Source organism: Mycobacterium lacus, from assembly GCF_010731535.1.
Lineage (GTDB): Bacteria > Actinomycetota > Actinomycetes > Mycobacteriales > Mycobacteriaceae > Mycobacterium > Mycobacterium lacus.
This window is the reverse complement of sequence record NZ_AP022581.1, coordinates 1191402-1217678: the sequence shown is the minus strand read 5'-3', so window position 1 is coordinate 1217678 and position 26277 is coordinate 1191402. Positions and strand designations below refer to the sequence as shown.

Here is a 26277-nt window from a genome sequence, read left to right as displayed (position 1 = left end):
TCTATTCGAACAATTGTGCTATGCCGAGTCAAGCAGGCGCGACAACTCACGGGTCGGGGGCGTCGTCTTCGTGGTCCGTAAGTAGTTTTTCGGGGTGGTGGTAGCTGTTGGTCCTCGGCTGTCCGTGGTCGAGGTGCGGCGGTGGGATCCATTCGGTGGTGCCGTCTTTGCGTTTTCGGGTGGTCCAGCCTTGTTCGGCCAGTGGGTGATGCCCGCCGCAGGCGAAGGTCAGGTCGTTGACGTCGGTGGTATGGCAGTGGGCGCAGGGGGTGCAGTGGTGCACCTCGCAGTAGTAGCCGGACACGTCGCATCCCGGCGCGGTGCACCCGCGGTCCTTGGCGTACAACACAATTCGTTGCCCGGGGGAGGCCAGGCGTGTGGTGTGATACAGCGCCAGGGCCTTGCCCTGGTCGAAGATCGCCAAGTAGTGGTGGGCGTGGCGGGCCAGGCGGATCACATCGGACATGGGCAGCATGCCGCCGGCGCCGGTGCGCCCCTTGCCGGCGGCGGCCTCGAGGTCGTTGAGCGTGGTGGTCACGATGATGCTGGCCGGCAACCCGTTGTGCTGGCCCAGCTTTCCGGAGGCCAGCAGCGCGCGCAGCGCGGCGTTGAGACCATCGTGGTTGCGCTGCGCGGTGCTGCGGGTGTCGTGCCGCACGGCCTGTTCCGACGGCGCGCCGTCGATGACCGGCGTCTCATCGGTGGGGTTGCACATGCCCGGGGCGGCCAGCCTGGCCAGCACCGCCTCCACGGTGGCCCGCGCCTCGGGCGTCAGATAGCCACTGATCCGTGACATCCCGTCGACATCGTGCTTGCCCACCACCAGCGCGCGCCGGCGCGCCCGATCCTCCTCGGAGAAGTCGCCGTCGGGGTTAAGGCAGTCCATCAACCGCGCGGCCAGCCTGGCCACCTGGTCGGGGCGAAACTGGGTGGCCAACCGGGCCAGATGGGCCTCGGCCTGGTCTTGGGTCTCCACATCAACACCGACCGGCAGGCGGCGAACGAAATCACGGATCACCCGAACATGCCCGTCACCGATCCGGCCCGCCCGCTGCGCCGCCGCGGTCGCGGTCAGCCGCGGCGCCAACGGCTGACCGGTCAACGCCCGCCGCTCGCCCAGATCGGCAGCCTCGGCCACCCGCCGGCTGGCCTCACCCCGGGTGACACCCAACCGGCTGGCCAACACCGACCCCAGCTTGCCGCCCAACTCCTCCTCGCCGGCCCGCTCGGCGAGCTGATTGATCAACCCATGCCGAGCCACCGGCAGCCGACGCGCCTCGTCTTCGAGTTTCTCCAGAAACCCCAACCGCTCCGGGGTGGTCAACACATCAAACGACAAGCCGCACAAGCGGTCCACATCATGATCGAGCGCGTCGCAGACCTCAACGATCTCCTCACGCGTGCTCGAACCCATACCCCAATGCTATGAGCCGCCACCGACAGAAACCGATCCGCTAAAACCACTGAAACTACAGTGACACACGGGATTTCGCAATTGCGATCACGAACTCGGCTCTTCCGCCTCGAGATCCGTCCCCAACCGCACCGACGTGCTCGGCGAGCAGCCGATAGGCCGATCACCCCGCAACAACATCACGTCATCGAACCGGGCCCTGCCGCTGCCGACCTCCCAACGCCCCACACCGATCCTCGCGGCACACCCGCCCCAAACCCGCTCAAACGCGCCGAAACAAGGCCGTCAAACCAATCACCGCCCCAGCCGTTCGTCGCAGCGGCTAACCGGCCACATCGGTCACGCGAGTCTCCGCGGGTTGAGGTGTTCGTTATGCCCGCCTCGCCGCGACAAATCCTCTGCCTGCCTTAGCTTGTCGCTACGAGGCGGGCAAACCGTGCACCGGCTCGACCCAGGGATTCGTGGGGCCGATGTGACGACCATGGCCAAACCACGGCCGATCCAGTGACTAAATCAGTTGGCACCCCAGTGAGGCCAGCCGCCGGCGGGGCCGCCAACCGCTCCGGGATGGTCAACACATCGAACGACAAGCCGAATAACCGGTCCACGTCGTAGGCGAGCCCGTCGAAGACCTTAACGATCCCCCACAGGCACTCGAACCCATGGCTACACACCCATGAGTGGCCGTCGACTAAACCGGCGCGGTGGCTACCGATTCAGCCGCGAAATCACCTCGGCGACAAGCGAACCCATAGGCACCGACACCTGCTTGCCGGTCGCGAGATCCTTCACCCCGACCGCGCCGGACTCGATGTCGCGGTCTCCCGCGACCAGCACCAGCCGGGCACCGGAGCGGTCGGCGGCGCGCATCGCGCCCTTGAGCCCGCGGTCGCCGTAGGCCAGATCGACGCGGACACCAGAAGCCCGCAGCTCCGCGGCGAGCACCGCCAGCCGCAGCCTGGCCGTCTCGCTGAGCGGCACGCCGAACACGTCGCATCGGGTGGTCTCCCCCACGCTCTTGCCCTCGGCCCGCAGCGCCAGCATGGTTCGGTCCACCCCGAGCCCAAACCCGATGCCCGACAGGTCTTGTCCGCCGAGCTGACGCATCAGGCCGTCGTACCGACCCCCGCCGCCAATTCCGGACTGCGCCCCGAGCCCGTCATGCACGAACTCGAAGGTGGTCTTCGTGTAGTAGTCCAGCCCGCGCACCATCCGCGGGTTGATGACATAGGGCACCCCGAGCGCGTCCAGATGCGCCAGCACCGTGTCGAAGTGCTGCTTGGCGACGTCGGACAGGTGGTCGAGCAGTACCGGCGCGTCGGCCGTCATCGCCCGCACCTTGGGTCGCTTGTCGTCGAGCACCCGCAACGGGTTGAGCTGTGCGCGCCGTCGGGTTTCCTCGTCGAGGTCAAGCGCAAACAGGAACTCCTGCAACAGTTCCCGGTATTGCGGACGGCAGCTGTCGTCGCCCAGCGAGGTGATTTCCAGCCGAAACCCGTTGAGCCCCAAGGAGCGGAAGCCGGCGTCGGCAACCGCGATCACCTCGGCGTCCAGCGCCGGGTCATCCACGCCGATCGCCTCGACGCCGACCTGCTGCAACTGGCGATACCGGCCCGCCTGCGGGCGCTCGTAGCGGAAAAACGGTCCTGCGTAACACAGCTTCACCGGCAGCGCGCCGCGGTCCAGGCCATGTTCGATCACCGCGCGCACCACCCCGGCCGTGCCCTCGGGCCGCAGCGTCACCGAGCGGTGGCCACGGTCGGCGAAGGTGTACATTTCCTTGGCCACGACGTCGGTGGATTCACCCACCCCGCGGGCGAACAGCGCAGTGTCCTCGAAGATGGGCAGCTCGATGTGGCCGTATCCGGCCCGGCGGGCGGCCGCGAGCAGCCCATCCCGCACGGCGACAAACTGCGCCGAGTCCGGCGGGAGGTAGTCGGGTACGCCTTTGGGCGCCAAGAACTCCGTCACGGGCTCAAGCCTTCGAGGAACGGGTTGAAACGACGCTCGGCGCCGATGGTGGTCGAGTTGCCATGCCCGGGCAGTACCACGGTCTTGTCGTCGAGCACCAACAATTTGTCGACGATGGAGCGCAGCAGGTCGCGACCGCTGCCACCGAAAAGGTCGGAACGGCCTATCGAACGCTCGAACAGCGTGTCGCCGGAGAACACCACGTCGGCGTCGTTCTTGGCCGCCTGGAGCACCCGGAAGCACACCGATCCGCGAGTGTGCCCTGGTGTGTGGTCGACGTTGACGGAGATCCCTCCGAGGTCGATCTTGTCGCCGTCACGATCCAGCTCGACGACCTGTTTGGGCTCGCGGAAAAACGCACCCGTAATGAGCTGCGCCATCCGCGGCCCCATGCCGTAGATCGGGTCTTTCAGCATGAACCGGTCCTTGGGATGGATGTAGGTCGGACAGCCGAAGGTATCCGAGACCTTCTGCGCCGACCACATGTGGTCGATGTGCCCATGGGTGATCAGCACGGCGGCCGGGGTCAGCCGGTGCTTGTCCAGGATCTGCCGCAGTGGGCCCATCGCACGCTGGCCCGGGTCGACGATGATGGCGTCGCCGCCAGGCCGCTCTGCCAGCACGTAACAGTTGCACTGCAGCAACCCGGCGGGAAATCCGGTGATCAACACGGTTCCCAGTTTCCCAGCTGCCCACCCAGCTTGCCGCACCGGGCGTCCATGGGAAGATATCGGCCGTGCCGACCAATGCTCAGCGACGTGCCACAGCCAAACGCAAACTCGAGCGGCAGCTAGAGCGCCGCGCCAAGCAAGCCCGAAGGCGCCGCATCCTGGTGATCGCGGGTGGCTCTATCGCCGCGGTGGCCGTGATCGCCGCGGTGGTGGTCACCGTGGTCATCGACAAGGATGACCATAAGAGCAAGCCGGGGGCGTCGGCGAGCAGCTCGGCCCCGGCCACTGCGCCGCAAACCCCGCCCGTCCCGCCGCTGCCGCCGTTCCATCCGTCGGCCAACGTGGGCGCCAACTGCCAGTACCCGCCGTCGCCGGACAAGGCCGTCAAGCCGGTCAAGCCGCCGCGGACCGGCAAGGTGCCGACCGAACCGGCTCAGGTGAGCGTCAGCATGGTGACCAACCAGGGCAACATCGGTCTCATGCTGGCCAACAACGAATCCCCGTGCACGGTAAACAGTTTCGCCAGCCTAGCCAACCAGGGATTTTTCAACAACACCAAATGCCACCGGCTGACCACCACCCCCACGCTGAGCGTCCTGCAATGCGGCGATCCGAAGGGCGACGGCACCGGCGGTCCCGGCTACCAGTTCGCCAACGAGTACCCCACCGACCAGTACCCGCCCAACGACCCCAAGTTGCAACAGCCCGTCCTGTATCCGCGCGGCACGCTGGCCATGGCCAACGCCGGGCCGAACACCAACAGCAGCCAGTTCTTCATGGTCTACCGCGACTCGCAGCTGCCGCCGGAATACACGGTGTTCGGCACCATTCAGGCCGACGGGCTGGCCACGCTTGACAAGATCGCCCAGGCGGGCGTCGCCGGCGGCGGTCAGGACGGCCCGCCCGCGGCCGAAGTCACCCTCAAGTCCGTGTTGCTGGACTGAGGTCCGGCCGAAAAGACGCGAAAGCCCCCATTTCGGCACGAAGATGGGGGCTTTCGCGGCTGCTCGGCCGAAAAGTTAGGCCGCGGACGTTACCCGGTAGACGTCGTAGACGCCTTCGACGTTGCGCACCACGTTGAGTAGGTGCCCCAGATGCTTGGGGTCGCCCATCTCGAAGGTGAATCGGCTGATCGCCACCCGGTCACCCGAGGTGGTGACGGACGCGGACAGGATGTTCACCTTCTCGTCGGCCAGCACCCGCGTCACGTCCGACAGCAGCCGGTGCCGGTCGAGCGCCTCGACCTGGATCGCCACCAGGAACACCGACGACGGCGACGGCGCCCACAGCACCTCGATGATGCGCTCGGCCTGCTGCTGCAGGGAGGCGGCGTTGGTGCAGTCGGTGCGGTGCACGCTGACCCCGCCTCCGCGGGTGACGAACCCCATGATCTGGTCGCCGGGCACCGGCGTGCAGCACTTGGCCAGCTTGGTCAGCACACCCGGAGCGCCGGGGACCGAGACCCCGACGTCGTCGGTGCTGCGCGAGCGGCGCACCATGGTCGTCGGCGTGGAGCGCTCGGCGAGCTCCTCTTCGGCCTGGTCGATCCCGCCGAGTTCGGCCACCAGCCGCTGGAAGACGTGCCGTGCCGACACGTGTCCCTCGCCGATCGCGGTGTAGAGCGCCGACACGTCGGCGTAGTGCAGCTCGCGGGCCACCGCGGCCATGGACTCGCCATTCACCAAGCGCTGCAACGGAAGTCCGCCGCGGCGCACCTCGCGGGCCATCGCGTCCTTGCCGGCTTCCAGCGCCTCCTCACGCCGCTCCTTGGCGAACCACTGCCGGATCTTCGTCTTGGCGCGCGGCGATACCACGAATTGCTGCCAGTCCCGTGACGGCCCGGCGTTGGGCGCCTTGGACGTGAAAACCTCGACGACTTCCCCGTTTTCCAGCTTGCGTTCCAGCGCTACCAGGCGCCCGTTGACGCGGGCGCCGATGCAGCGATGACCGACCTCGGTGTGCACCGCGTAGGCGAAGTCCACCGGCGTCGAACCCGTCGGCAGCGTGATGACATCACCCTTGGGCGTGAACACGAAGATCTCTTGCACCGCAAGGTCGTAACGCAACGACTCCAGGAACTCGCCGGGGTCCGCGGCCTCCCGTTGCCAGTCGAGCAGCTGGCGCATCCACGCCATGTCGTCGATCTCGGCGGCGGCGTGCGGATGCAGAACGCCGTTGCGGCCCTTGGCCTCTTTGTAGCGCCAGTGCGCGGCGATGCCGTATTCGGCGGTGCGGTGCATGTCCCGGGTGCGGATCTGCACCTCCAGCGGTTTGCCCTCCGGCCCGACCACCGTGGTGTGCAGCGACTGGTACACGCCGTATCGGGGCTGGGCGATGTAGTCCTTGAACCGCCCCGCCATCGGCTGCCACAGCGAGTGCACCACGCCCACAGCGGCATAGCAGTCGCGGATCTCGTCGCACAGGATGCGGATGCCGACCAGGTCGTGGATGTCGTCGAAGTCGCGACCCTTGACGATCATCTTCTGATAGATCGACCAGTAGTGCTTGGGCCGGCCCTCCACCGTCGCCTTGATCTTCGAAGCGGTCAGGGTGGCGATGATCTCGGCACGGACCTTGGCCAGGTAGGTGTCCCGGGACGGCGCGCGGCCGGCGACCAGCCGCACGATCTCCTCGTACTTCTTGGGGTGCAGGATCGCGAACGACAGGTCCTCGAGCTCCCACTTGACACTGGCCATGCCCAGCCGATGCGCAAGGGGCGCAATAACTTCCAAGGTCTCGCGGGCCTTGCGGGCCTGCTTCTCCGGCGGCAGGAAGCGCATGGTGCGCATGTTGTGCAGCCGGTCGGCCACCTTGATCACCAGCACCCGTGGATCGCGGGCCATCGCGGTGATCATCTTGCGGATGGTCTCGCCCTCGGCGGCGCTGCCCAGCACCACCCGATCCAGCTTGGTCACCCCGTCGACGAGATGGCCGACCTCCTCGCCGAATTCTTCGGAGAGCGCCTCCAGCGTGTAGCCGGTGTCCTCGACCGTGTCGTGCAGCAACGCGGCCACCAAAGTGGTGGTATCCATGCCCAACTCGGCCAAGATGTTGGCGACGGCCAGCGGGTGCGTGATGTAGGGGTCACCGGATTGCCGCAACTGGCTGGCGTGGCGCTGGTCGGCGACCTCGAAGGCGCGCTGCAGTATGGAGAGGTCCGCTTTGGGATAGATCTCCCGGTGCACCGCCACCAGTGGCTCGAGCACGGGATTGAGGGCGCCGCTGCGAGCGGTCATCCGTCGGGCTAGCCGGGCCCGGACCCGACGGGACGCGCTGCTGGTGGTCTTGAGGGTGGTCTCTACCGGGGGCTCGGGCGCATCGGGGACCAGCGCCGATTGCAGGCGCTCAGGCGCTTGCGCCGTGAGCTGGTCCTCGGCCACATTCGTCACCTCCGACCTAGAGGATAGCCCTCACTGGCGGCTCAGGCTGTGCACCGGCAGCGGCTCAAGCGCCGCCCGACCGCTCAACCCCGCGAGTTCCACCACCACCGCAGCCCCCGTCACGTCAGCGCCGCTGCGCTCGAGCAGGCGCTGCGCCGCGACGAGGGTGCCGCCGGTTGCCAACACGTCGTCGATGATCACGACGCGGCGGCCCGTCACCTCGATGCCCTCGGCGACAACCTCCAGGGTGGCGGCGCCGTACTCCCCGCGGTAGTCCTCGCTGAACACCGGCGCTGGCAGCTTGCCGCCCTTGCGAATTGCCAGCACACCGACGCCGAGCCGGGTGGCGACGGCCGCTGCCACGAGAAACCCGCGGCCGTCGACGCCGGCCACCAGGTCGACTCCGGACGCCCTGTCGGCCAGCGCTCCGGTTACCGCGGCCAGCCCTCGCCGGTCGGCGAATAACGGGGTGAGGTCCTTGAACTGGACGCCCGGAACCGGAAAGTCGGCCACGTCCCGGGTCAGCGACGCGACCAGGTCGGCCACCGCTGCCGGGCTCGGGCAGGACTCGCCGAAAGCCGCCAGGCGCCCGGCCCCGAGGTGGCGGAGGCGCTTCCGTCGTGACTTGAAGGAGAGCCCCTGTGACCGCTCACCCAAGGCACGGATCCTATCGCAGACAGCACGAAGCACACGTGACAATACGCTCCCAAAGGTGCGCATTTCGTCGTGGAAACCTGTCAATTGCCTGCCGATGGGTGCGACGGCGTTGTGCGCCCGGTATTCACCGAGAACAGAGGTGATATCGTGGGATATCATTACATGGAGGCCTGATGAGTGGCGTACTGATCCGCGACATACCGGACGATGTGTTAGCCGCGCTGGACCGGCTTGCCGCGCGACTGGGACTCTCCCGAACCGAATACATACGCCGCCGGCTGGCACAAGATGCACGCACAGTGAGAACGACCGTTACCGCCGAGGACTGGCGCAGGTTCGCAGACACCCATAGCGACCTCGCCAATCCCGCGGTGACGGACCGAGCGTGGGAATGACCGAGCAAACCTGGCTCATCGACAAATCTGCCCTGGTACGCGTTCCGAACAGCCCTGACGTCAACGAGTGGAACACCAGGATCGAGCGCGGCCTTGTCCGCATCACCAACCTGACGCGGCTCGAGGTCGGCTACTCAGCGCGCACCGCTGCCCAGGCACGCCGTGACGTGCGCGAATCTCCGCTGGCCGCAATGCCTGTCGAGTATTTGACTCCGGCAATCGAGGACCGTGCCCTCGAAGTGCAACTGCTGCTCGCTGATGTCGGCAAGCACCGGGGGCCTTCCATCCCTGATCTGCTCATAGCCGCCACGGCGGAGCTCCTCGGCCTCACCGTGCTGCACGCGGACAAAGATTTTGAGATCATCGGCGAACTTACTGGCCAACCGACTCAGCGCCTCAATGTCGCCGACGTGAGCTAGGCGCGACTCAAGCTGTGCACCGGCAAGGGCGCGATGGCCGCGCGACCCCCTAGGCCGGTGAGTTCGACGACCACTGCCGCAGCGGTGACGTCGGCCCCGGTCCGCGCGAGCAACCGGGTCGCCGCGCCGAGGGTGCCACCGGTGGCCAACACGTCGTCGACGATCACGACGCTGCGTCCGGCCAGCTCGATGCTGTCGGCGGGAATCTCCATGCTGGCGGCGCCGTACTCCCTGGTGTAGTTCTCGCTGAGCACCGGCGGCGGCAGCTTGCCGGCCTTGCGGATGGACAGCACGCCGGTACCGAGCCGTGCGGCGATGGCCGCGGCCACCAACGACCCCCGGGATTCGATGCCGGCCACCAGGTCCGCGCTGGCCGCGACGTCAGCGAGCGCGTCGATGACCGCCGACATCGCCTCGCGGTCGGCGAACAGCGGGGTGAGGTCTTTGAACTGGATTCCCGGCGTAGGGAAGTCGGCCACATCGCGGGTCAGCGACGCGATGACGTCGGCCACGAGGACCGTTCCCCTGGCGGTCGTCATTGCGTCAACGCCCATCGGTCCATGTTCCAACCCACCCCCCATCGCGTGGGATTTCTGCCCACGGCATACATCTTCTTGGACGTCAACAATGTCCGCTGCTGCCGGTACAACGGCAGCGTCGGCATCTCCGCCCAGAGTACCGGTGCGCCCTCGGCGAGCAACCTGACACGCTCAGCGGGGTCGGCAGAAACTGCCAGCGCGCCGATGATGCCGTCGACCTGGGGGTTCGAGTAGCCCGACAGGTTGTTTCCGTTGCCGCTGTGCAGGTCATAGGCATCCATCGCCGACGATCCACTCGACCCGCTTCCGGTGGACCCACCCGTGCTGGCCAGCAGCACGTCGATCTTTCCGTCCCGCAGCGCCTGCGGCCCGGATGTGTCCAAAGTCACATCGGTGACCGTGATGCCGGCCGGGGCGCAGGACTTGGCGATCGTCCCGACGGTGGCGGCCAGCCGCGCGTTGGGCCCCCGGTAGCCGATCCGCACCGTCAGCGGCGCGCCTCCCAGCGCGTCGCGCGCGGCGGCGGGATCCCCCCCGTTGAACGGGCCGGCCTCGGCGGCGCCGTCGGATTCCGCGATGGCATCCTCGGTCGCCGGGGATAGGCGTGAGTTGGCGATCGCGACCCCGGCATCGCGCGCGATCGCCTCCCGTGGCGTACACAGCGCGACCGCGCGGCGGTTACGGGCCTGCGCCAGCGCGCCCTGTGGCGCGAAGATCAGCTGCTCGATTCCCGCCGACGGCGAATCGCTGCGCTGATAGTTGTCGGGGGTGACCAGCGCTCCCGACGACCCGGCCGCGACGTCCACGACGTCAACGCTGCGGTTATTGACCCGGTCTTGGATATCGGCCCCCTGGGGCCGGACGGTGACCCGCTTGGTGATCGCCCGGGCGCCCCACCAACGGTCATTGGCGACGAGCACCACCGCGCCTCCGTCGAGGAGGGATTCGATCTTGTAGGGGCCCGAGGACGGGAACCGTTTGAGGTCGATACCGGGCTTGAGGTCCCAGGTCGTATTCCACAGCCGCGCAACCTGTTCCGCCACTGCCGGATCGTTGTTCAGCAGCGCCGTGGTGACATCGGCGTTGAGCTGATCGGCGATGACGTGCGACGGCATCAGCGACGTCGCGGTGAACAGCTGGGTGTAGTCGACGAATCCCCGGTCCGGGATGAACGACACGCGGGCCTTCTTCTGCCCCGGCACGCAATCGATGTTGGCGATGTCGAGGTAGCCGGCCTGAGTGGCGGCGTCGAAGCCGGGGAATCGCCCGGATTGCGCGGCCCAGGCCAGCACCAGGTCGTCGCAGGTTATCGGTTTGCCGTCGGAGTAGACGGCGTTGTCGGCAATCTGATAGTCCAGGACCAGGGGCGCCCCGCTCACCACCGAAATCGTCCCGAAATCATGGTCGGCGACGACCTGTCCGTCGGGCCCGTGATAACTGAAGCCGGTCAGGGTGCGGGCGAAAGCCTGCGCTCCGGCGGACGCGGCGCCGACGACGGTGTTGGTGTTGTACGTGGTCAGCGCGCCGTCGACCACGTAGTCGATCTGGCCGGCGGGGCTCCCGGAACACCCGGTCAGCGTGGAGGCCGCCGTGACCGTCGCCGCCAAAGTCGCGACGGCCCCCCGAAAACTGGCACGGCGCATGATTCGCCGGCACCAGGTGACCATGGTGACTACCGCCGACCGGCGTTCCGCTTGCCGCTCGGGCGCCGGGTACCGGTCGGACGCACCGGCCGCGCTCCCGGCGCCGGCTTGTTCGTCGCCGCCGGCTTACGGGGAGCCTTCTCGGCTGGGCGAGCGGCCTCCTTGGCCTCCTCGGGCTCCGCAGCGTCGGCTTTCGAGCCAGGGTTGCGCCGTCGGACCACCCGGCGGGTGTGGTTGCGCACCAGCTCGGTGTGTTCGCGCAGGCTGACCAGCAGTGGGGTGGCGAAGAAGATCGACGAGTAGGTGCCGACCAGGATGCCGATCAGCTGCACCAGCGCCAGGTCCTTCAGCGTGCCGACGCCCAGCAGCCACACCGCCACCACCATCAGCGCCGCCACCGGCAACACCGAGATCAGGCTGGTGTTGATCGAGCGCATGAACGTCTGGTTGACCGCCAGGTTGGCCTGCTCGGCGAAGGTCCGGCGGGTGGTGTGCTGGAAGCCGTGGGTGTTCTCCTCCACCTTGTCGAACACGATGACGGTGTCGTAGAGGGAGAAGCCAAGGATCGTCAGCAGGCCGATGACAGTGGCGGGGTGACCTCAAAGCCCACCAGCGAGTACACCCCGGCCGTGACCGTGAGGTCGAAGCACATGGCCGCCAGCGCCGACAGCGCCATGTAGCGCTCGTAGCGCACGGTGATGTACAGGCTGACCAGCGCCAGGAACACCGCCAGCGCGATCAGCGCCTTGTTGGTGATCTGATCGCCCCAGGTCTCCGATACGGCCGAGTCGCTGATGGCCTTCTTGCTGGGTTTGCCGTCGGCGCCTTTGGGCTGGAAGGTGTCGAACAGCGCGTTGCGCAGCTTCTCCGTCTGCTCGTTGGACAAGGTTTCCGAACGAATCTGCACCGTCTCCGAGGAGCCCCTGCCGACGATTACCACGGATTCGGGATTCCTGCCCAGCGTCTTGCTGAAGACGTCACGAACCTGGGAAACCTTTACCGCGCTTGTCCCGCCCGCGGCGGGCATGGACACCGTGGTGCCGCCCTTGAAGTCGATCCCAAAGGTGAAGCCGCGCAGGATAATGCTGACGATGGCGACCGTGACGATCGCGCCGCTGATGCCGTACCACAGGCGGCGACGCCCCACGACCTCGAACGCGCCGGTGCCGGTGTAGAGCCGGGACAAGAAGTTGTGGCGTGGCAGCTCGCCGGGGACGCCTTCGGCGTCGGTCGGCTCCACGGCACTTGCGCCGACCTCGACGGCTTCGGTGTCGGTGTCGGTCTTGACTTTGGACGCCATCGCGTTATCCCCGTCCCGTCTTGGCGGAGCCCGAGCGAGCCGCCACGGCCCGGCGCTCGCGCGCGACCCGCTGAACAGCCCCCAGGCCGTTGTAGGCCGGCTTTGCCATCCGCGAAGACTTCGACGCCAGGTACACCAGCGGCCAGGTCACCAGGAACACCACAACGAGGTCGAGGATCGTGGTGAGGCCCAAGGTGAACGCGAATCCCTTCACCTGACCGATCGCCAGGAAGTACAGCACGGCAGCGGCCAGGAAGGTGACGGCGTTGCCCGACACGATCGTCTTGCGGGCCCGCGCCCAGCCGCGCGGCACCGCCGACCGGAACGAACGGCCTTCGCGGATCTCGTCTTTGATGCGTTCGAAGAACACCACGAACGAGTCGGCGGTGGTCCCGATGCCGATGATCAGACCCGCAATGCCCGCCAGATCCAGGGTGTAGTTGATATATCGGCCCAACAGCACCAGGATCGCGAAAACCATTGAGCCGGAAGCGACTAGCGACAACGCGGTGAGCAATCCCAGCACCCGGTAGTACAGCAACGAATACACCAGCACCAGGAGCAGGCCGATCGCGCCCGCGATCAGGCCCGCCCGCAGCGATGTCAAACCCAATGTCGCCGAAACCGTTTGGGCTTCCGACGATTCGAAGGACAGCGGTAGCGACCCGTATTTCAGGACGTTGGCCAGCTGGCGCGCGGTTGCCGCGGTGAACGGCGGATCGCCACCGCTGATCTGGGTCCGCCCGCCGGGGATCGCCTCGTTGATGACGGGTGCGCTGACAACCTGCGAGTCCAGGGTGAAGGCGGTCTGGGTGCCAACGTGGGCGGCGGTGTAGTCGGCCCAGACATTTGCCGCCGCGCTCTTGAATTGCAGGTCGACGACGTAGCCGACGCTGCGCTGGTCCATGCCCGAGGTGGCGTCTTGGATCTGGTCACCGCTGATGATCGACGGCGCCAGCAGGTAGGCGGTCTTGTGGTCGGTCGAGCAGGTCACCAGCGGCAGCTTCGGATCGTCGTTGCCGGCCAGGATGTCCTCTTTGTCGCAGCGCGTGGCCTGGAATTGCAGGGCCACCATCTGGATGTACTGGCTGGTGTTCTGCCGCCACTTCTTCTCCTGCGCGATGCGCTCGGCGAGGTCCTTGCGCGGGTCCGGGGGCGCGGGCTGATCGGTGGGCGGCGCCTCTCCGGGGGCTGGGCCGGGCGCCGGGGCCGGGCTGGGTGTCGGCGTCGGCTCCTGCGGGTAGGGCCGCGGCTGAGCCGGGGGCTGCCCGCCCGGCTGGGCGGGGGGCGCCGGTTGGCCAGGCGGCGGCGCCGGAGGGGCGCCAGGCGGGGTCCCGGCGGGCGACGGGGGCTGGGGCTTGGCTTCTTCGGGAGCCTTTTGCGCGGGCATCGAGTTGAGCACCGGCCGGATGTAGAGCCGTGCCGTCTGCCCCAGGTTGCGGGCCTCGTTGCCGTCGTTTCCGGGCACGGTGATGACCAGGTTGTCCCCGTCGACTACGACCTCCGAGCCGGAGACTCCAAGCCCGTTGACCCGCGCGCTGATGATCTGCTGCGCCTGGGCCAACGCCTCCCGACTGGGTGCCGAGCCGTCCGGCGTCCGCGCGGTCAGCGTGACGCGGGTTCCGCCCTGCAGGTCGATGCCGAGCTTGGGGGCCGCCTTCTTGTTGCCGGTCAAAAAAACCAGCAGGTAGACCCCGACGAGTAGGAGCAGGAACACCGACAGGTAGCGGGCAGGATGCACCGGCGCCGAAGACGATGCCACGTTCCTCATATCTCCTCGAGAATCGGTTCTTGCCCCCGACAGAGCCTACGTGTCGCGTTCGGATGCCGTTCGCGCACGCGGTTAGGAATCCTTGGCCACACGGCTCTCGTCGTCCGCGTCGTTCGGATCGGCGTCATCCACCGCATCGGCGGCGTCGTCGAAGTCCTCGTCGACGTCGGGCGAAATCCGGTCGCGAATCGCCAGCTTCATCCACCTGGTCACCACGCCGGGCGCGATCTCCAGGTCGACGGTGTCTTCGGCGATGTCGACGATCGTGGCCTGCAGGCCCGACGTGGTGTGCACCCGGTCACCGGGCTGCAACGACTCGTGCAGGTCGATCGTGGCTTGCAGCGCGCGCTTCTGGCGGCGCGACGCGAAGTACATGAACCCGCCCATGATGAGCAGGAACGGCAGGAACAAAACGAAACTATCCATCAACGAGCCTGTCTTTCGTGTCGGTATTGCTCGGCATTTAGGCGGTCGGTGCCGGGCCGACCCGGGAGGTCGCCCCCCTCGTGATGGGTCCAGTCTGCCAGTCCCGCAGGTCGCAAACCGACCGGCACCGCGCCCGGCCGCCGTGACCGCCGGCGATGTCGGTGACACGCCCGCCCACCTGCCGGCGGTTCATCGCGGTGAGGGTTGCCAGTCGAGGTCGAACGCGTTGCCGATGGCTTCAGCCAGGGCCGGCTCCTGCGACGCGAAGAGGTAGCCAATGTGACGACCAAGGTCAGACACCGGGATCGTTTGGATGTTGTCGCAACTGACCACCGATGGTTGATCGAGCCCGTTCACCGCGCCTACCGGGACCTCGGTTGCCAGCCCACGGCTGGTCGTCGTAATTGGCGCGACAGTGACGTTGGCCAGGTGTGGACGCACGACCTCGCGGGTGAGAATCAGGACGGGTCTGGCCTTGTCAAGCTGGGCGACGTGGATAGGTCGCATCAGTCGATGTCGAGGGCGGTACCAGCAGAGTGGCCAGCCAGCGCATCGAGATCGCTCGGCGCTGACATAGCGGCCGCGAGAATCTCCGCGTCCCGTTCGGCGAGACGACGGCGACGTTCCCGTTCCAGCGCCCTGAGCACGACGGCCGCACGGCTACGGGCATGCCGCCCCCTGACCTCGTCGTCGATGAAGGCGACGATCTCGTCGGGCAGGCGGACCGCAATCTGGGTACTCATTTCACGGATGGTACCACTTTGGTATGCTCCCGAGCGCCGAATACACCTACCGTCGGCTCGCAGGGTGGCGAGTTTGCCGGGAGGCCAATGTCATTTGTGATCGCAACACCGCAATGGGCTCGGGCCAACGGCTACGCCTTATCCGCCCGGGTCTCCCCCGCAAGCGGGCAGCACCCCCACCTCGGGCCGTCGGGGCCCCGCATCGTCGCCGGGCTAGGCTTTATCCGCGACGTGACCAGCCCGCGGTGAGGAGGATCTGTGGCCAGCCTCGAGCAGAGTCGCCACCTCATCACCGAAATCCCCGGTCCCGCATCGCTGGAACTGAACAAACGCCGGGTCGCGGCGGTGTCGCGGGGCGTCGCCGTCACCCTGCCGGTGTTCGTGGCGCGCGCCGGCGGCGGCATCCTCGAGGACGTCGACGGAAACCGCCTCATCGACCTGGGATCCGGCATTGCCGTCACCACGATCGGCAACTCGTCGCCGCGCGTCGTGGAGGCGGTGCGCGCGCAGGTGGCCGACTTCACCCACACCTGCTTCATGGTGACGCCGTACGAGCGGTACGTCGCCGTCGCCGAACAGCTCAATCGGATTACCCCCGGCTCCGGGGAGAAGCGATCGGTGCTGTTCAACTCCGGCGCCGAGGCGGTCGAGAGCTCCATCAAGGTCGCGCGGTCCTACACCCGCAAGCCCGCCGTCGTCGCCTTCGATCACGCGTACCACGGCCGCACCAACCTGACGATGGCGCTGACCGCCAAATCCATGCCCTACAAGAGCGGCTTCGGTCCGTTCGCGCCGGAGATTTACCGCGCGCCGCTGTCCTACCCGTATCGGGACGGCCTGCTCGACAAGGAACTGGCCACCGACGGTGAGCTGGCCGCCGCGCGTGCCATCAACGTCATCGACAAACAGGTCGGCGCGGACAACCTGGCCGCCGTGATCATCGAGCCGATCCAGGGCGAGGGCGGGTTCATCGTTCCCGCCGAGGGTTTCCTACCGGCCCTGCTGGACTGGTGCCGCAAGAACGACGTGGTGTTCATCGCCGACGAGGTGCAAACCGGGTTCGCGCGCACCGGGGCCATGTTCGCCTGCGAGCACGAGGGCATCGAGCCCGACGTGATCTGCACCGCAAAGGCCATTGCCGACGGACTGCCGCTGTCGGCGATCACCGGACGGGCCGAGATCATGGACGCCCCGCACGTCGGCGGCCTGGGCGGCACCTTCGGCGGCAACCCGGTCGCCTGTGCGGCGGCGTTGGCCACCATCGCGACCATCGAGAGCGACGGCCTGATCGAGCGGGCCCGGCGGATCGGACGGCTGATCACCGACCGGCTGACGCGGCTGCAGGCCGGCGACGATCGGATCGGCGATGTGCGCGGCCGCGGCGCCATGATCGCCATCGAGCTGGTGAAATCCGGAACCGCCGACCCCGACGCGGAGCTGACCGAGAAGCTAGCCGCCGCGGCCCACGCCGCCGGCGTCGTCGTCCTGACGTGCGGCATGTTCGGCAACATCATCCGGCTGCTGCCGCCGCTGACCATCGGCGACGACCTGCTGACCGAAGGTCTCGACATCCTGTGCGGCCTCCTGGGCGAACTGTGACGACTACGGTGGTGCAACTCACAGCCGTCTGACAGCGGTCTGCCATTGAGGAATATCATTACTTTCGCTAACGTTCTATCCAGTGGCGCAGCGTCGCGCAGTTAGCTCCCAAACTCTCGGTCATTGCGAAGGGCTCTGACATGTCGACAATCACCCGTGAAGAGCGGCTCGCCCGCCGCATCGAGGACCTCTACGCCAACGACCCGCAGTTCGCCGCCGCCAAGCCCGACCCGGCCGTCGCCGAAGCGGTCGAGCAACCCGGCACGCGACTGCGCCAAATCATCCACACCGTGATGGAGGGCTACGCCGATCGGCCGGCGCTCGGCCAGCGCGCGGTCCAGCTCGTCACCGACCCGGGCACCGGCCGCACCACGCTGGCGCCGCTGCCGGGCTTCGACACCATCACCTACCGCGAGCTGGCCGACCGCGTCCGGGAGTTGGCAACCGCGCTGTCCGAGGGGGTGCGGCCCGGCGACCGGGTTTGCGTGCTGGGGTTCACCGGCGTCGACTACACCACCGTCGACTTGGCGCTGGTCGAGCTGGGCGCGGTGTCGGTTCCGCTGCAGACCAGCGCGGCCGCCGCCCAGCTGCGGCCCATCGTCGCCGAGACCGAGCCAACGTTGATCGCCGCCAGCATCGGCAACCTCGCCGACGCCGTCGAGTTGGTGCTGGCCGGTCACCCGCCCGCGCGGTTGGTCGTGTTCGACTACCACCCCGAGGTCGACGAGCAGCGTGAGGCCGTCGAGTCGGCCCGCGCGCGCTTGGCCGACAGCCCGGTGATCGTCGAGGCCCTTGCCGACGTGATCGAGCGCGGCAGGGCGATGCCCGCTGAGCCGGCCGTCGCGGCCGACCCAGCCGCCAACGCGCTGTCCCTGCTGATCTACACCTCCGGTAGCACCGGCGCACCTAAGGGCGCCATGTACCCCGAGAGCAAGGTAATCAATTTCTGGCGCAAGTCCAGCGCCTGGTTCGACGGCGGCGACGAGCCGTCGATCACGCTCAACTTCATGCCGATGAGCCACATCATGGGCCGCCAGGTCTTGTACGGAACGCTCGGCAACGGCGGCACCGCCTACTTCGCTGCCAAGAGCGACCTCTCGACGCTGTTCGAGGACCTCGCGCAGGTGCGCCCCACCGAGCTGAGCTTCGTGCCGCGCGTCTGGGACATGCTGTTCGGCGCGTTCCAGAGCGAGGTCGACCGGCGATCGCTCGGTGGCTCAGCCGATCCAGCGGCGCTCGCAGCGCAGGTCAAGGCCGAGCTGCGAGAGAACCTGCTCGGCGGACGGTCCGTGGTGGCGTTGACCGGATCCGCGCCGATCTCCGACGAGATGAAGGCGTGGGTCGAATCCATGCTGCAGGACGTGCATTTGGTGGAGGGCTACGGGTCCACCGAGGCCGGCATGGTCTTGATTGACGGCCAGATCCAGCGCCCCGCCGTGATCGACTACAAGTTGGTCGACGTGCCCGACCTGGGCTACTTCCTGACCGACCGGCCTCATCCGCGTGGCGAACTGCTGGTCAAGACGCAGAGCATGTTCCCCGGTTACTACAAGCGGCCGCAAGTCACCGCCGACGTGTTCGACCCCGACGGCTTCTACCGCACCGGCGACGTGATGGCCCAGGTCGGCCCCGACGAGTTCGTCTACCTCGACCGCCGCAACAACGTGGTCAAGCTGTCCCAGGGCGAGTTCGTCACCGTGTCGAAGCTCGAACCGTTGTTCGGCGACAGCCCGCTGGTTCGGCAGGTCTACGTGTACGGCAACAGCGCCCGGGCGTATTTGCTCGCGGTGATCGTCCCCACCGAGGAGGCGCTCTCTCGCTTCGAGGATGCGGAGCTGAAGGCGCGGATCAGCCAGTCCCTGCAGGACATCGCCAAGACGGCCGGGCTGCAGTCCTACGAGATCCCGCGCGACTTCATCATCGAGACGACGCCGTGGACGCTGGAGAACGGCCTGCTCACCGGCATCCGCAAGCTGGCGCGGCCGCAGCTGAAGAAACACTACGGCGAGCGGCTGGAGCAGCTCTACGCCGACCTGGCCGATGGCCAGGCCAACGAGCTGCGCGCGCTGCGGCAGGCCGGCGCCCAGGCGCCGGTGCTGCAGACCGTGTGTCGCGCCGCGGGCGCGCTGCTGGGCAGCGCGGCCGGCGACGCGCAGCCGGTGGATCACTTCACCGACCTGGGCGGCGACTCGCTTTCGGCGCTGTCCTTCGCCAACCTGCTGCACGAGATCTTCGGCGTCGAGGTGCCGGTCGGCGTCATCGTCAGCCCGGCCAGCGACCTGCAGGCCCTGGCCGCCTACATCGAGGCCGGGCGCCACGGTGCTCGGCGACCTACCTTCGCGTCGGTGCACGGCCGCGACGCGACCGAGGTGCACGCCAGTGACCTCACGCTGGACAAGTTCATCGACGCCGCCACCTTGGCCGGGGCCGCGAGCCTGCCCGGCCCCAGCGCCCAGGTGCGGACCGTGCTGCTGACCGGCGCCACCGGCTTTTTGGGTCGCTACCTGGCCCTGGAATGGCTGCAGCGGATGGATCTGGTCGACGGCACGCTGATCTGCCTGGTGCGGGCGAAATCCAACGAGGACGCTCGGGCCCGGGTGGACAAGGTCTTCGATGGTGGCGACCCCGACCTGCTGGCGCACTACCGGGAGCTGGCCGCCGATCACCTGGAGGTGCTCGCCGGGGACAAGGGCGAGGCCGGCCTCGGGCTGGACCGGCAGACCTGGCAGCGGCTGGCCGACACCGTCGACCTGATCGTCGACCCCGCCGCCCTGGTCAACCACGTGCTGCCCTACGGCCAGCTGTTCGGCCCCAACGCGCTGGGCACCGCCGAGCTGATCCGGCTGGCGCTGACCAGCAAGCAGAAGCCGTACACCTACACCTCGACGATCGCCGTGGGCGAGCAGATCGCGCCGGGGAAGTTCACCGAGGACGCCGACATCCGGGTCGTCAGTCACACCCGCACGATCGACGAGAGCTACGCCAACGGCTACGCCACCAGCAAGTGGGCCGGCGAGGTGCTGCTGCGTGAGGCGCACGACCTGTGCGGCCTGCCGGTCGCGGTGTTCCGCTGCGACATGATCCTGGCCGACACCACCTGGGCCGGTCAGCTCAACGTGCCGGACATGTTCACCCGGATGATCCTGAGCCTGGTGGCCACCGGCATCGCGCCCGCCTCGTTCTACCAGCTGGGCGCCGACGGCAACCGGCAACGCGCCCACTACGACGGCCTGCCCGTCGAGTTCATCGCCGAGGCGGTTTCCACGTTGGGTGCACAAAGCGGCGACGGCTTTGCCACCTACCACGTGATGAACCCCTACGACGACGGCATCGGGTTCGACGAATTCGTCGACTGGCTGGTCTGCGCGGGCTGTTCGATACAGCGGATCGGCGACTACGGCGAATGGCTGCGGCGCTTCGAGACCGCCCTGCGCGCCCTGCCGGAACGGCAACGCCACGCCTCGTCGCTGCCGCTGCTGCACAACTACCGGCAACCGCAGCAGCCGGTGTGCGGGTCCGCCGCGCCCGCGGACCGGTTCCGCGCGGCGGTCCAGGAGGCGAAAATCGGTCCGGACAAAGACATTCCGCACATCTCGGCGGCGATCATCACCAAGTACGTCAGCGACCTGCGGCTGCTCGGACTGCTCTGACCGCTTGTTCGCGACGGACCCACTTATTGCTGCGGATGCGGCCAGCGCAGATATGCGTCGGCCGAGCCGGCCGCGGCGCCTTCACGACGGCGGAAACGCTAAGGAGGCCCACCCTGCGGCGGCGGGAAGCCTTCCACCCGCGGCCGGGTGAGCGCGTTCGAGGACACGTCAGGCGATGACGGGTCTTCCGAGGACGGGTACGGCCCGGCGGCCGGCGCCGCTCCCACGGGTGCGCGAGGCTCTCGGGCCTCCCCGGGTGGCACATCTCGCGCCAGCCGGACGGCCGTGCGGGCCAACACGACCCCACCGACGAAGACGATCAGCGCACCCAGGCCACTGAAATACGAAACCTCGAGCAGTGCCCGTTTGCGGTCCGTGGCAGCAACCGGATCGCCGATGCCCCCGATCCGCAGCATCGGAGCGACCTGCTCACCGACCACGAACCAAGCGCCGGCGAGGACCGCCAGCCAGCCGCCGAACATCGCGGTGACCCGATTTCTGAAGACGATCAGTAACAGACCGCCCACCGCGGTGGCGACACCGGGGAGCACCTCGAGCCAGCCCCGGGCCGTGGTCCACGTCCACACCCGGTCGGGCGTATAGGCGAAATCGAAATGGGGACCGACGAACGGTATGAGCGCACCCCAGGCACCGAGGATGGCCAGCAGTAATCCGCTGACCGCACCGCGCGAGCGCGGCATCCGCAACCCACCGATCCGGTCCTTTTCCGCGTGCTTCATGACTGACCTCATCAGACCCTCGCTAGGCGCCGGGCTTTGCCGGCATGTGGTTTGTGTACCCGACGGTGCCGGGATGTAACCCGTTACTGGCGTGGTTGGCCGGCGGCAGGCAGTCACCTCACCGTGGGGACATGTGCGGAATCTCGCAAGCGGCCCACTTTGTCGGTGGATGTGTGCTATACGACGTGTGTCGCATAACAGCTTGGAGGACTCTGATGACGTTTGTGATCGCAACCCCGGAGATGCTGACGACGGCCGCCCAAAACGTCGCGAACATCGGCACCTCGCTGAGTGCGGCCAACGCGGCCGCAGCAGCGTCTACCACGGGGGTGCTGGCGGCCGGCGCTGACGAGGTGTCGGTGGCTGTTACGTCGCTGTTCAGTGCTTACGCCACGCAGTATCAGTCGCTGAGCGCTCAGGCCGCGCAGCTGCATCAGAGTTTTGTGCAAACGTTGACCGCCGCCGGCGGGGCGTATGCGAGCGCGGAGGCGGCCAATGCCTCGCCGTTGCAGACGTTGGAGCAGGATCTGCTGGGTGCGATCAACGCGCCCGCCCAGGCGCTGTTCGGGCGACCGTTTATCGGCAACGGCGCGAATGGGACGGCGGCGAATCCCAACGGCGGTGCCGGTGGGATCTTGTTCGGCAACGGCGGAAACGGTTTCTCCCAAACGACCGCCGGGGTGGCCGGTGGTGCGGGTGGCTCTGCGGGCCTGATCGGCAACGGCGGCAAAGGCGGGACCGGCGGGGCTGGTGCGGCCGGCGGTGCCGGCGGCAACGGCGGTTGGCTGGTAGGCCACGGCGGTGCGGGTGGCGCTGGGGGTGCGACGAACGTCGGTGGCCAGACAGGTGGTGCGGGTGGGGCCGGCGGCAACGCCGAATTGTTCGGCCGCGGCGGCAACGGTGGCGATGGTGGTAACGCGTCCACTGGAGCTGGCGGGGCCGGCGGAGCCGGCGGCGCCAGCGGTTTGCTGTTCGGCGTGGGCGGCGACGGCGGCACTGGCGGATTTGGCGAGCTCGCCGGCGGTCACGGCGGCCCCGGCGGCATCGGACGCGGTCTATTCCTCGGCCTAGGCGGTGACGGCGGTGACGGTGGATCGAGCAACACCAGCGGCGGTGCCGGCGGTGCCGGCGGCGCCGCAGGGGGGCTATTCGTCAGCCTGGGCGGTGACGGCGGCAACGGTGGTGGCGGTATCGATGCCGGGTCCAGCGGTGGTGACGCTGGCGCCGGTGGTGATGGCGGCACCGTGTTCGGCTACGCCCAGGGTGGTTTGGGCGGCGTCGGCGGCTTCGCCGCTAGCACCGGCGGCGCGGGCGGCCAGGGCGGTACGGGCGCTGCGATCATAGGCGCGGGCATTGGCGGTACCGGCAACCTGGGTGGGTACGCAGACGCCAACGGCGGCGCGGGCGGCAACGGCGGCGCGGGCGGCCAGGGTGCCGCGATTATCGGCTTGGGCGTCGGCGGTCTGGGCAGCTTCGGTGGCAACGCCAACGGCGCGGCCGGCCAGGGCGGCCTGGGTGGCCAGGGCGGCCAGGGCGCCGCCCTGATAGGTGTGGGCACCGGCGGCGCTGGCGGTGACGGCGGCACGGCTGCCGGTGGAATTGGCGGCAACGGCGGTGACGGCGGCGACGGTGGCGGTCTCCTCGCCATCGGCGCCGGCGGGGACGGCGGCAACGCCGGCGGCGGCACTCTGGCTGCCAACGGCGGCAACGGCGGCAACGCCGGCTTGATTGCCAACGGCTCCTTCGTCCCGTCGCTTGTCGGCTTCGGCGGCAACGGCGGCGACGGCATCAACGGTGGGAACGGCGGTACTGGCGGCACCGGTGGCATCTACATTGGCCCCAACGGGACCAACGGATCGCCCTAGCCGGGGCTGGGTTATCCACGCCGAACAGACGCAAAATCGCCAATTTCGTGCCGAAATTGGGCGATTTTGCGTCTGTTCGGCGCGCGTGAGCTAGTCGAAGAGGCCCGGTTGACTCGCCCCGGCCGGCGGGCTCATGCCCAGGTGGGTCCAGGCCAGCGCGGTGGCCACTCGCCCGCGCGGCGTACGGGCGACCATGCCGGCGCGCACCAAGAACGGCTCGCACACCTCCTCCACGGTCGCGGCCTCCTCCCCCACCGCCACCGCCAGCGTCGACACCCCGACGGGCCCGCCGCCGAAGCTGCGGGTCAGCGCCGACAACACCGCCCGGTCCAGGCGGTCCAGGCCCAGCTCGTCGACGTCGTAGACCTCCAGCGCGGACTTGGCGACGTCGCGGGTGATGACGCCGTCGGCGCGCACCTCGGCGAAGTCCCGAACCCGGCGCAGCAGCCGGTTGGCGATCCGCGGCGTTCCCCGCGAGCGGCGCGCGATCTCGGCGCCGGCCTCGGCGCCCAGCTCGATGCCCAATATTCCGGCCGAGCGCGCCAGCACCCGCTCCAGCTCGGCGGGCTCGTAGAAGTCCATATGCGCGGTGAAGCCGAACCGGTCGCGCAGCGGACCGGTCAACGCGCCCGACCGGGTGGTCGCCCCCACCAGGGTGAACGGCGCGACCTCCAGCGGAATCGACGTCGCCCCCGGACCCTTGCCGACCACCACGTCGACCCGGAAGTCCTCCATCGCCAGGTAGAGCATCTCCTCGGCGGGCCGGGCGATGCGGTGGATCTCGTCGATAAACAGCACATCGTGATCGACCAGGTTGGACAGCATCGCGGCCAGGTCGCCGGCGCGTTCCAGCGCGGGCCCGGACGTCACCCGCAGCGACGACCCCAGCTCGGCGGCGATGATCATCGCCAGCGACGTCTTGCCCAGCCCCGGCGGGCCGGACAGCAGGATGTGATCCGGCGTCCCGCCCCGGTTCTTGGCCCCCTCGATCACCAGCTGCAGCTGCTCGCGGACCCGCGGCTGGCCGATGAACTCCCGCAACGAGCGGGGCCGCAGGCTGACGTCGACGTCGCCCTCGCCGACAGTCAGCGCGGGCGAGACGTCGCGGTCTGACACGTCGTCGCTCATCGGGCCTTGCCCAGCAGCGACAGCGCGGCGCGCAGGGCACTCGACGTCGACACGTCCTTATCCCCGGCCAGCACCTTATCGGTGGCCTCCTCGGCCTGCTTGGCCGCAAATCCGAGGCCGACGAGGGCCTCGACCACCGGGCTGCGCACGGCGTGGCCGTTGACCGCGGGCGCCCCGGCGGACGCCGCGGTTGGTCCCACCTTGTCCCGCAGCTCCAGCACCATGCGCTCGGCACCGCGTTTGCCGATGCCGGGCACCCGGGTCAGGGCGGCGACGTCGCCGTCGGCCAGCGCCTGGCGCAGCGCCGCGGCGTCGTGGACCGCCAGGGTCGCCATCGCCAGCCGGGGGCCCACGCCCGAGACCGACAGCAGCGTCAGGAACAGGTCGCGGGTCTCCCCGTCGGGGAAGCCATACAACGTCATCGAATCCTCGCGCACGATCATCGCGGTGATGAGGCGCGCCTCGGTCCCCTGCCGCAGCGTCGCCAGCGTCGACGGCGTCGCATTCACCCGGTAGCCGACACCGGCGGCCTCGATCACCACGTGATCGAGCGCCACCTCGAGCACCTCGCCGCGGACCGAGGCGATCATCGCGCCGCCCTCAGCTTTTCCGCATAGGCGCGACGCTGCCGCGCGGCGTGCGCTTCGGCCTCGGCCATCCGGGCGATCATCGGCGCCCGCCAACAGTGGCAGATCGCCAGTGCCAGCGCGTCGGCCGCGTCGGGCGGTGTCGGTTTGGCCTGCAGCGCAAGGATTTTGGTGACCATCGTGGTGACCTGGGCCTTGTCGGCGGCGCCGTTGCCGGTGACCGCGGCCTTGACCTCGCTGGGGGTATGGAAGTGCACGTCGACGCCGCGCTTCGCCGCCGCCAGGGCGACCACGCCGCCGGCTTGCGCGGTGCCCATCACGGTCGTCACGTTCAGCTGTGAGAACACCCGCTCGATGGCCAGCACGTCCGGGTGATGCGTGTCCAGCCAGTGGTCGACGGCGTCGCTGATCGCCAGCAGTCGCTGCGACACCGGCGCATCCGACGGGGTGCGCACCACGTCGACATCCAGCGCGGTGATCCGCCGTCCGCGCCCGCTCGCGACAAGCGCCAGCCCACACCGCGTCAATCCTGGATCGACACCCATCACCCGCACCGCACGCTCCCGCCTCTTCAATACCGGGGTCCGAACAGCTGTTCGATACCCTACCGGGCGGGACCGACAACGGCGGGTAGGACACGCCACGGCCACCGCCTCGTCGAAATGGTAAATTTCGTGCCATGCGAACGACCATCGACAGCGCGGGGCGCCTCGTGATCCCCAAGCGGATTCGCGACCGCCTTGGGCTGCACGGAAACGAGCAGGTCGAGGTCACCGAACGCGATGGGCGCATCGAGATCGAGCCGGCGCCGACCGGTGTCGAGCTCGTCCGGGAAGGTTCGGTCCTCGTCGCACGGCCGCAACGTCCCCTGCCTCCGCTGACCGACGACATCGTTCGCGAAACGCTCGATCGCGTCCGGCGGTGATCGCACCGGATACCAGCGTCCTCGTAGCCGGATTCGCGACGTGGCACGACGGGCACGAGTCGGCGGTGCGCGCGCTCAACCGTGGCGTTCATCTGATCGCGCACGCGGCGCTGGAAACCTATTCTGTCTTGACGCGTCTGCCACCGCCGCATCGCGTTGAGCCAGTCGCCGTTCACACCTACTTGGCGGATCTCACTTCCAGCGACTACCTCACGCTCGACGCGCGCTCGCATCGTGGCCTAATCGACCACCTCGCCGGGCACGGCGTTACCGGTGGCGCCACCTACGACGCGCTGGTCGGGCTAACGGCAAAGGCGGCTGGGGCAACGCTCTTGACTCGAGACGTGCGAGCGATCACCACATACGAGCGGCTGCGACTGGATTTCGCGTTGCTGACCTGAGGAATTGCAACCGGCTGTTAGGTTAAACCGCACGCTTAATCAACCGCGCTGGC

At 68.3% G+C, this 26277-nt stretch carries 23 protein-coding genes and 1 pseudogene; 8 read left to right on the top strand and 16 right to left on the bottom strand.

Annotated features, from left to right (window positions below; all coding sequences use genetic code 11):
- Window positions 1-46 precede the first annotated feature (46 nt).
- From G6N24_RS05730 to G6N24_RS05720, 3 genes are all read right to left on the bottom strand, one after another.
- Window positions 47-1414: an HNH endonuclease signature motif containing protein gene (locus G6N24_RS05730; RefSeq protein WP_163745422.1), complete on the bottom strand. Its 1368-nt coding sequence runs from the start codon at window positions 1412-1414 to the stop codon at window positions 47-49.
- A gap of 708 nt (window positions 1415-2122) precedes the next feature.
- Entirely contained in the window at window positions 2123-3385 is a 1263-nt protein-coding gene (gene hisS / locus G6N24_RS05725) for a histidine--tRNA ligase (protein WP_085160464.1), read from the bottom strand.
- The gene (locus tag G6N24_RS05720; protein WP_085160462.1) at window positions 3382-4056 is read right to left on the bottom strand and encodes an MBL fold metallo-hydrolase; all 675 of its coding nucleotides are present in this window, start codon (window positions 4054-4056) and stop codon (window positions 3382-3384) included. The genes hisS and G6N24_RS05720 overlap by 4 nt, the downstream gene beginning before the upstream one ends.
- Before the next feature lie 65 nt (window positions 4057-4121).
- On the opposite strand from G6N24_RS05720, the gene G6N24_RS05715 reads away from it, so the two are divergent.
- Window positions 4122-5000: a peptidylprolyl isomerase gene (locus G6N24_RS05715; protein WP_085160460.1), complete on the top strand. Its 879-nt coding sequence runs from the start codon at window positions 4122-4124 to the stop codon at window positions 4998-5000.
- A 75-nt stretch (window positions 5001-5075) separates the two neighbouring features.
- Here the strand turns inward: G6N24_RS05715 and G6N24_RS05710 are convergent, their stop codons facing one another.
- Window positions 5076-7436, bottom strand: coding sequence for a RelA/SpoT family protein (locus tag G6N24_RS05710; protein WP_085160468.1), 2361 nt, complete (start codon window positions 7434-7436; stop codon window positions 5076-5078).
- Window positions 7437-7466: 30 nt separating this feature from the next.
- A complete protein-coding gene (locus tag G6N24_RS05705; protein ID WP_232070695.1) occupies window positions 7467-8093 on the bottom strand; it encodes an adenine phosphoribosyltransferase in 627 nt (208 codons plus the stop codon).
- Between the two features lie 173 nt (window positions 8094-8266).
- Here G6N24_RS05705 and vapB point away from each other — a divergent pair, with 173 nt between their 5' ends.
- Together vapB and G6N24_RS05695 are read left to right on the top strand one after the other, a co-directional pair.
- Window positions 8267-8488, top strand: a complete 222-nt coding sequence (gene vapB, locus G6N24_RS05700) for a type II toxin-antitoxin system VapB family antitoxin (RefSeq protein ID WP_085160458.1) — start codon at window positions 8267-8269, stop codon at window positions 8486-8488.
- Window positions 8485-8907 carry a PIN domain nuclease gene (locus tag G6N24_RS05695; protein ID WP_085160455.1) on the top strand — a complete coding sequence of 141 codons (423 nt, stop codon included), beginning with the start codon at window positions 8485-8487 and terminating at the stop codon, window positions 8905-8907. Before vapB ends, G6N24_RS05695 begins: the two co-directional genes overlap by 4 nt.
- Here G6N24_RS05695 and G6N24_RS05690 read toward each other — a convergent pair.
- The 7 genes and pseudogenes from G6N24_RS05690 to G6N24_RS05660 all read right to left on the bottom strand — a co-directional run bounded on the left by G6N24_RS05690 (window position 8904) and on the right by G6N24_RS05660 (window position 15392).
- A complete protein-coding gene (locus tag G6N24_RS05690; protein ID WP_139822396.1) occupies window positions 8904-9461 on the bottom strand; it encodes an adenine phosphoribosyltransferase in 558 nt (185 codons plus the stop codon). The genes G6N24_RS05695 and G6N24_RS05690 overlap by 4 nt on opposite strands.
- Window positions 9443-11089 carry an ABC transporter substrate-binding protein gene (locus tag G6N24_RS05685; protein WP_139822397.1) on the bottom strand — a complete coding sequence of 549 codons (1647 nt, stop codon included), beginning with the start codon at window positions 11087-11089 and terminating at the stop codon, window positions 9443-9445. The genes G6N24_RS05690 and G6N24_RS05685 overlap by 19 nt, the downstream gene beginning before the upstream one ends.
- Window positions 11090-11118: 29 nt before the next feature.
- Window positions 11119-12389: pseudogene (gene secF / locus G6N24_RS05680) on the bottom strand (protein translocase subunit SecF).
- 4 nt (window positions 12390-12393) lie between these two features.
- Window positions 12394-14151, bottom strand: a complete 1758-nt coding sequence (secD, locus tag G6N24_RS05675; RefSeq protein WP_163745421.1) for a protein translocase subunit SecD — start codon at window positions 14149-14151, stop codon at window positions 12394-12396.
- A gap of 81 nt (window positions 14152-14232) precedes the next feature.
- Window positions 14233-14586: a preprotein translocase subunit YajC gene (gene yajC, locus G6N24_RS05670; protein ID WP_085156726.1), complete on the bottom strand. Its 354-nt coding sequence runs from the start codon at window positions 14584-14586 to the stop codon at window positions 14233-14235.
- A 189-nt stretch (window positions 14587-14775) separates the two neighbouring features.
- On the bottom strand, window positions 14776-15093 hold the full coding sequence (locus tag G6N24_RS05665; RefSeq protein ID WP_085156729.1) for a type II toxin-antitoxin system PemK/MazF family toxin: 318 nt from the start codon (window positions 15091-15093) through the stop codon (window positions 14776-14778).
- Complete coding sequence (locus tag G6N24_RS05660) at window positions 15093-15392, bottom strand: YlcI/YnfO family protein (RefSeq protein WP_139822198.1); 300 nt, start codon at window positions 15390-15392, stop codon at window positions 15093-15095. The genes G6N24_RS05665 and G6N24_RS05660 overlap by 1 nt, the downstream gene beginning before the upstream one ends.
- Window positions 15393-15587: 195 nt before the next feature.
- Here G6N24_RS05660 and gabT point away from each other — a divergent pair, with 195 nt between their 5' ends.
- Together gabT and car are read left to right on the top strand one after the other, a co-directional pair.
- Entirely contained in the window at window positions 15588-16928 is a 1341-nt protein-coding gene (gene gabT / locus G6N24_RS05655) for a 4-aminobutyrate--2-oxoglutarate transaminase (protein ID WP_085156735.1), read from the top strand.
- Between the two features lie 140 nt (window positions 16929-17068).
- A complete protein-coding gene (gene car, locus G6N24_RS05650) occupies window positions 17069-20578 on the top strand; it encodes a carboxylic acid reductase (protein WP_085156738.1) in 3510 nt (1169 codons plus the stop codon).
- A gap of 98 nt (window positions 20579-20676) precedes the next feature.
- Here the strand turns inward: car and G6N24_RS05645 are convergent, their stop codons facing one another.
- Window positions 20677-21318: a hypothetical protein gene (locus G6N24_RS05645; protein WP_372514570.1), complete on the bottom strand. Its 642-nt coding sequence runs from the start codon at window positions 21316-21318 to the stop codon at window positions 20677-20679.
- A 215-nt stretch (window positions 21319-21533) separates the two neighbouring features.
- On the opposite strand from G6N24_RS05645, the gene G6N24_RS05640 reads away from it, so the two are divergent.
- The gene (locus tag G6N24_RS05640; RefSeq protein WP_085156741.1) at window positions 21534-23183 is read left to right on the top strand and encodes a PE family protein; all 1650 of its coding nucleotides are present in this window, start codon (window positions 21534-21536) and stop codon (window positions 23181-23183) included.
- A 90-nt stretch (window positions 23184-23273) separates the two neighbouring features.
- Here the strand turns inward: G6N24_RS05640 and ruvB are convergent, their stop codons facing one another.
- Genes ruvB through ruvC form a run of 3 tightly spaced genes read right to left on the bottom strand, consistent with a single transcriptional unit; the run spans window position 23274 to window position 25452 of the window.
- A complete protein-coding gene (gene ruvB / locus G6N24_RS05635) occupies window positions 23274-24311 on the bottom strand; it encodes a Holliday junction branch migration DNA helicase RuvB (RefSeq protein WP_085156744.1) in 1038 nt (345 codons plus the stop codon).
- On the bottom strand, window positions 24308-24901 hold the full coding sequence (ruvA, locus tag G6N24_RS05630; protein WP_085156747.1) for a Holliday junction branch migration protein RuvA: 594 nt from the start codon (window positions 24899-24901) through the stop codon (window positions 24308-24310). Before ruvA ends, ruvB begins: the two co-directional genes overlap by 4 nt.
- Window positions 24898-25452 (bottom strand): crossover junction endodeoxyribonuclease RuvC, encoded by a 555-nt coding sequence (ruvC, locus tag G6N24_RS05625; RefSeq protein WP_085156750.1) that lies wholly within the window; start codon window positions 25450-25452, stop codon window positions 24898-24900. Before ruvC ends, ruvA begins: the two co-directional genes overlap by 4 nt.
- Before the next feature lie 125 nt (window positions 25453-25577).
- On the opposite strand from ruvC, the gene G6N24_RS05620 reads away from it, so the two are divergent.
- Together G6N24_RS05620 and G6N24_RS05615 are read left to right on the top strand one after the other, a co-directional pair.
- Window positions 25578-25823 carry an AbrB/MazE/SpoVT family DNA-binding domain-containing protein gene (locus G6N24_RS05620; RefSeq protein ID WP_085156753.1) on the top strand — a complete coding sequence of 82 codons (246 nt, stop codon included), beginning with the start codon at window positions 25578-25580 and terminating at the stop codon, window positions 25821-25823.
- Window positions 25820-26224 carry a type II toxin-antitoxin system VapC family toxin gene (locus G6N24_RS05615; protein ID WP_085156757.1) on the top strand — a complete coding sequence of 135 codons (405 nt, stop codon included), beginning with the start codon at window positions 25820-25822 and terminating at the stop codon, window positions 26222-26224. Before G6N24_RS05620 ends, G6N24_RS05615 begins: the two co-directional genes overlap by 4 nt.
- Window positions 26225-26277: the final 53 nt, after the last annotated feature.

Coding starts and splice junctions, on each gene's coding strand:
- G6N24_RS05730 (WP_163745422.1), bottom strand. CDS start 1,414: ATGGGTTCGAGCACGCGTGAGGAGATCGTTGAGGTCTGCGACGCGCTC.
- G6N24_RS05620 (WP_085156753.1), top strand. CDS start 25,578: ATGCGAACGACCATCGACAGCGCGGGGCGCCTCGTGATCCCCAAGCGG.
- G6N24_RS05645 (WP_372514570.1), bottom strand. CDS start 21,318: ATGAAGCACGCGGAAAAGGACCGGATCGGTGGGTTGCGGATGCCGCGC.
- yajC (WP_085156726.1), bottom strand. CDS start 14,586: ATGGATAGTTTCGTTTTGTTCCTGCCGTTCCTGCTCATCATGGGCGGG.
- G6N24_RS05665 (WP_085156729.1), bottom strand. CDS start 15,093: ATGCGACCTATCCACGTCGCCCAGCTTGACAAGGCCAGACCCGTCCTG.
- ruvA (WP_085156747.1), bottom strand. CDS start 24,901: ATGATCGCCTCGGTCCGCGGCGAGGTGCTCGAGGTGGCGCTCGATCAC.
- G6N24_RS05685 (WP_139822397.1), bottom strand. CDS start 11,089: ATGCGCCGTGCCAGTTTTCGGGGGGCCGTCGCGACTTTGGCGGCGACG.
- G6N24_RS05690 (WP_139822396.1), bottom strand. CDS start 9,461: ATGGGCGTTGACGCAATGACGACCGCCAGGGGAACGGTCCTCGTGGCC.
- G6N24_RS05695 (WP_085160455.1), top strand. CDS start 8,485: ATGACCGAGCAAACCTGGCTCATCGACAAATCTGCCCTGGTACGCGTT.
- car (WP_085156738.1), top strand. CDS start 17,069: ATGTCGACAATCACCCGTGAAGAGCGGCTCGCCCGCCGCATCGAGGAC.
- vapB (WP_085160458.1), top strand. CDS start 8,267: ATGAGTGGCGTACTGATCCGCGACATACCGGACGATGTGTTAGCCGCG.
- ruvB (WP_085156744.1), bottom strand. CDS start 24,311: ATGAGCGACGACGTGTCAGACCGCGACGTCTCGCCCGCGCTGACTGTC.
- G6N24_RS05640 (WP_085156741.1), top strand. CDS start 21,534: ATGACGTTTGTGATCGCAACCCCGGAGATGCTGACGACGGCCGCCCAA.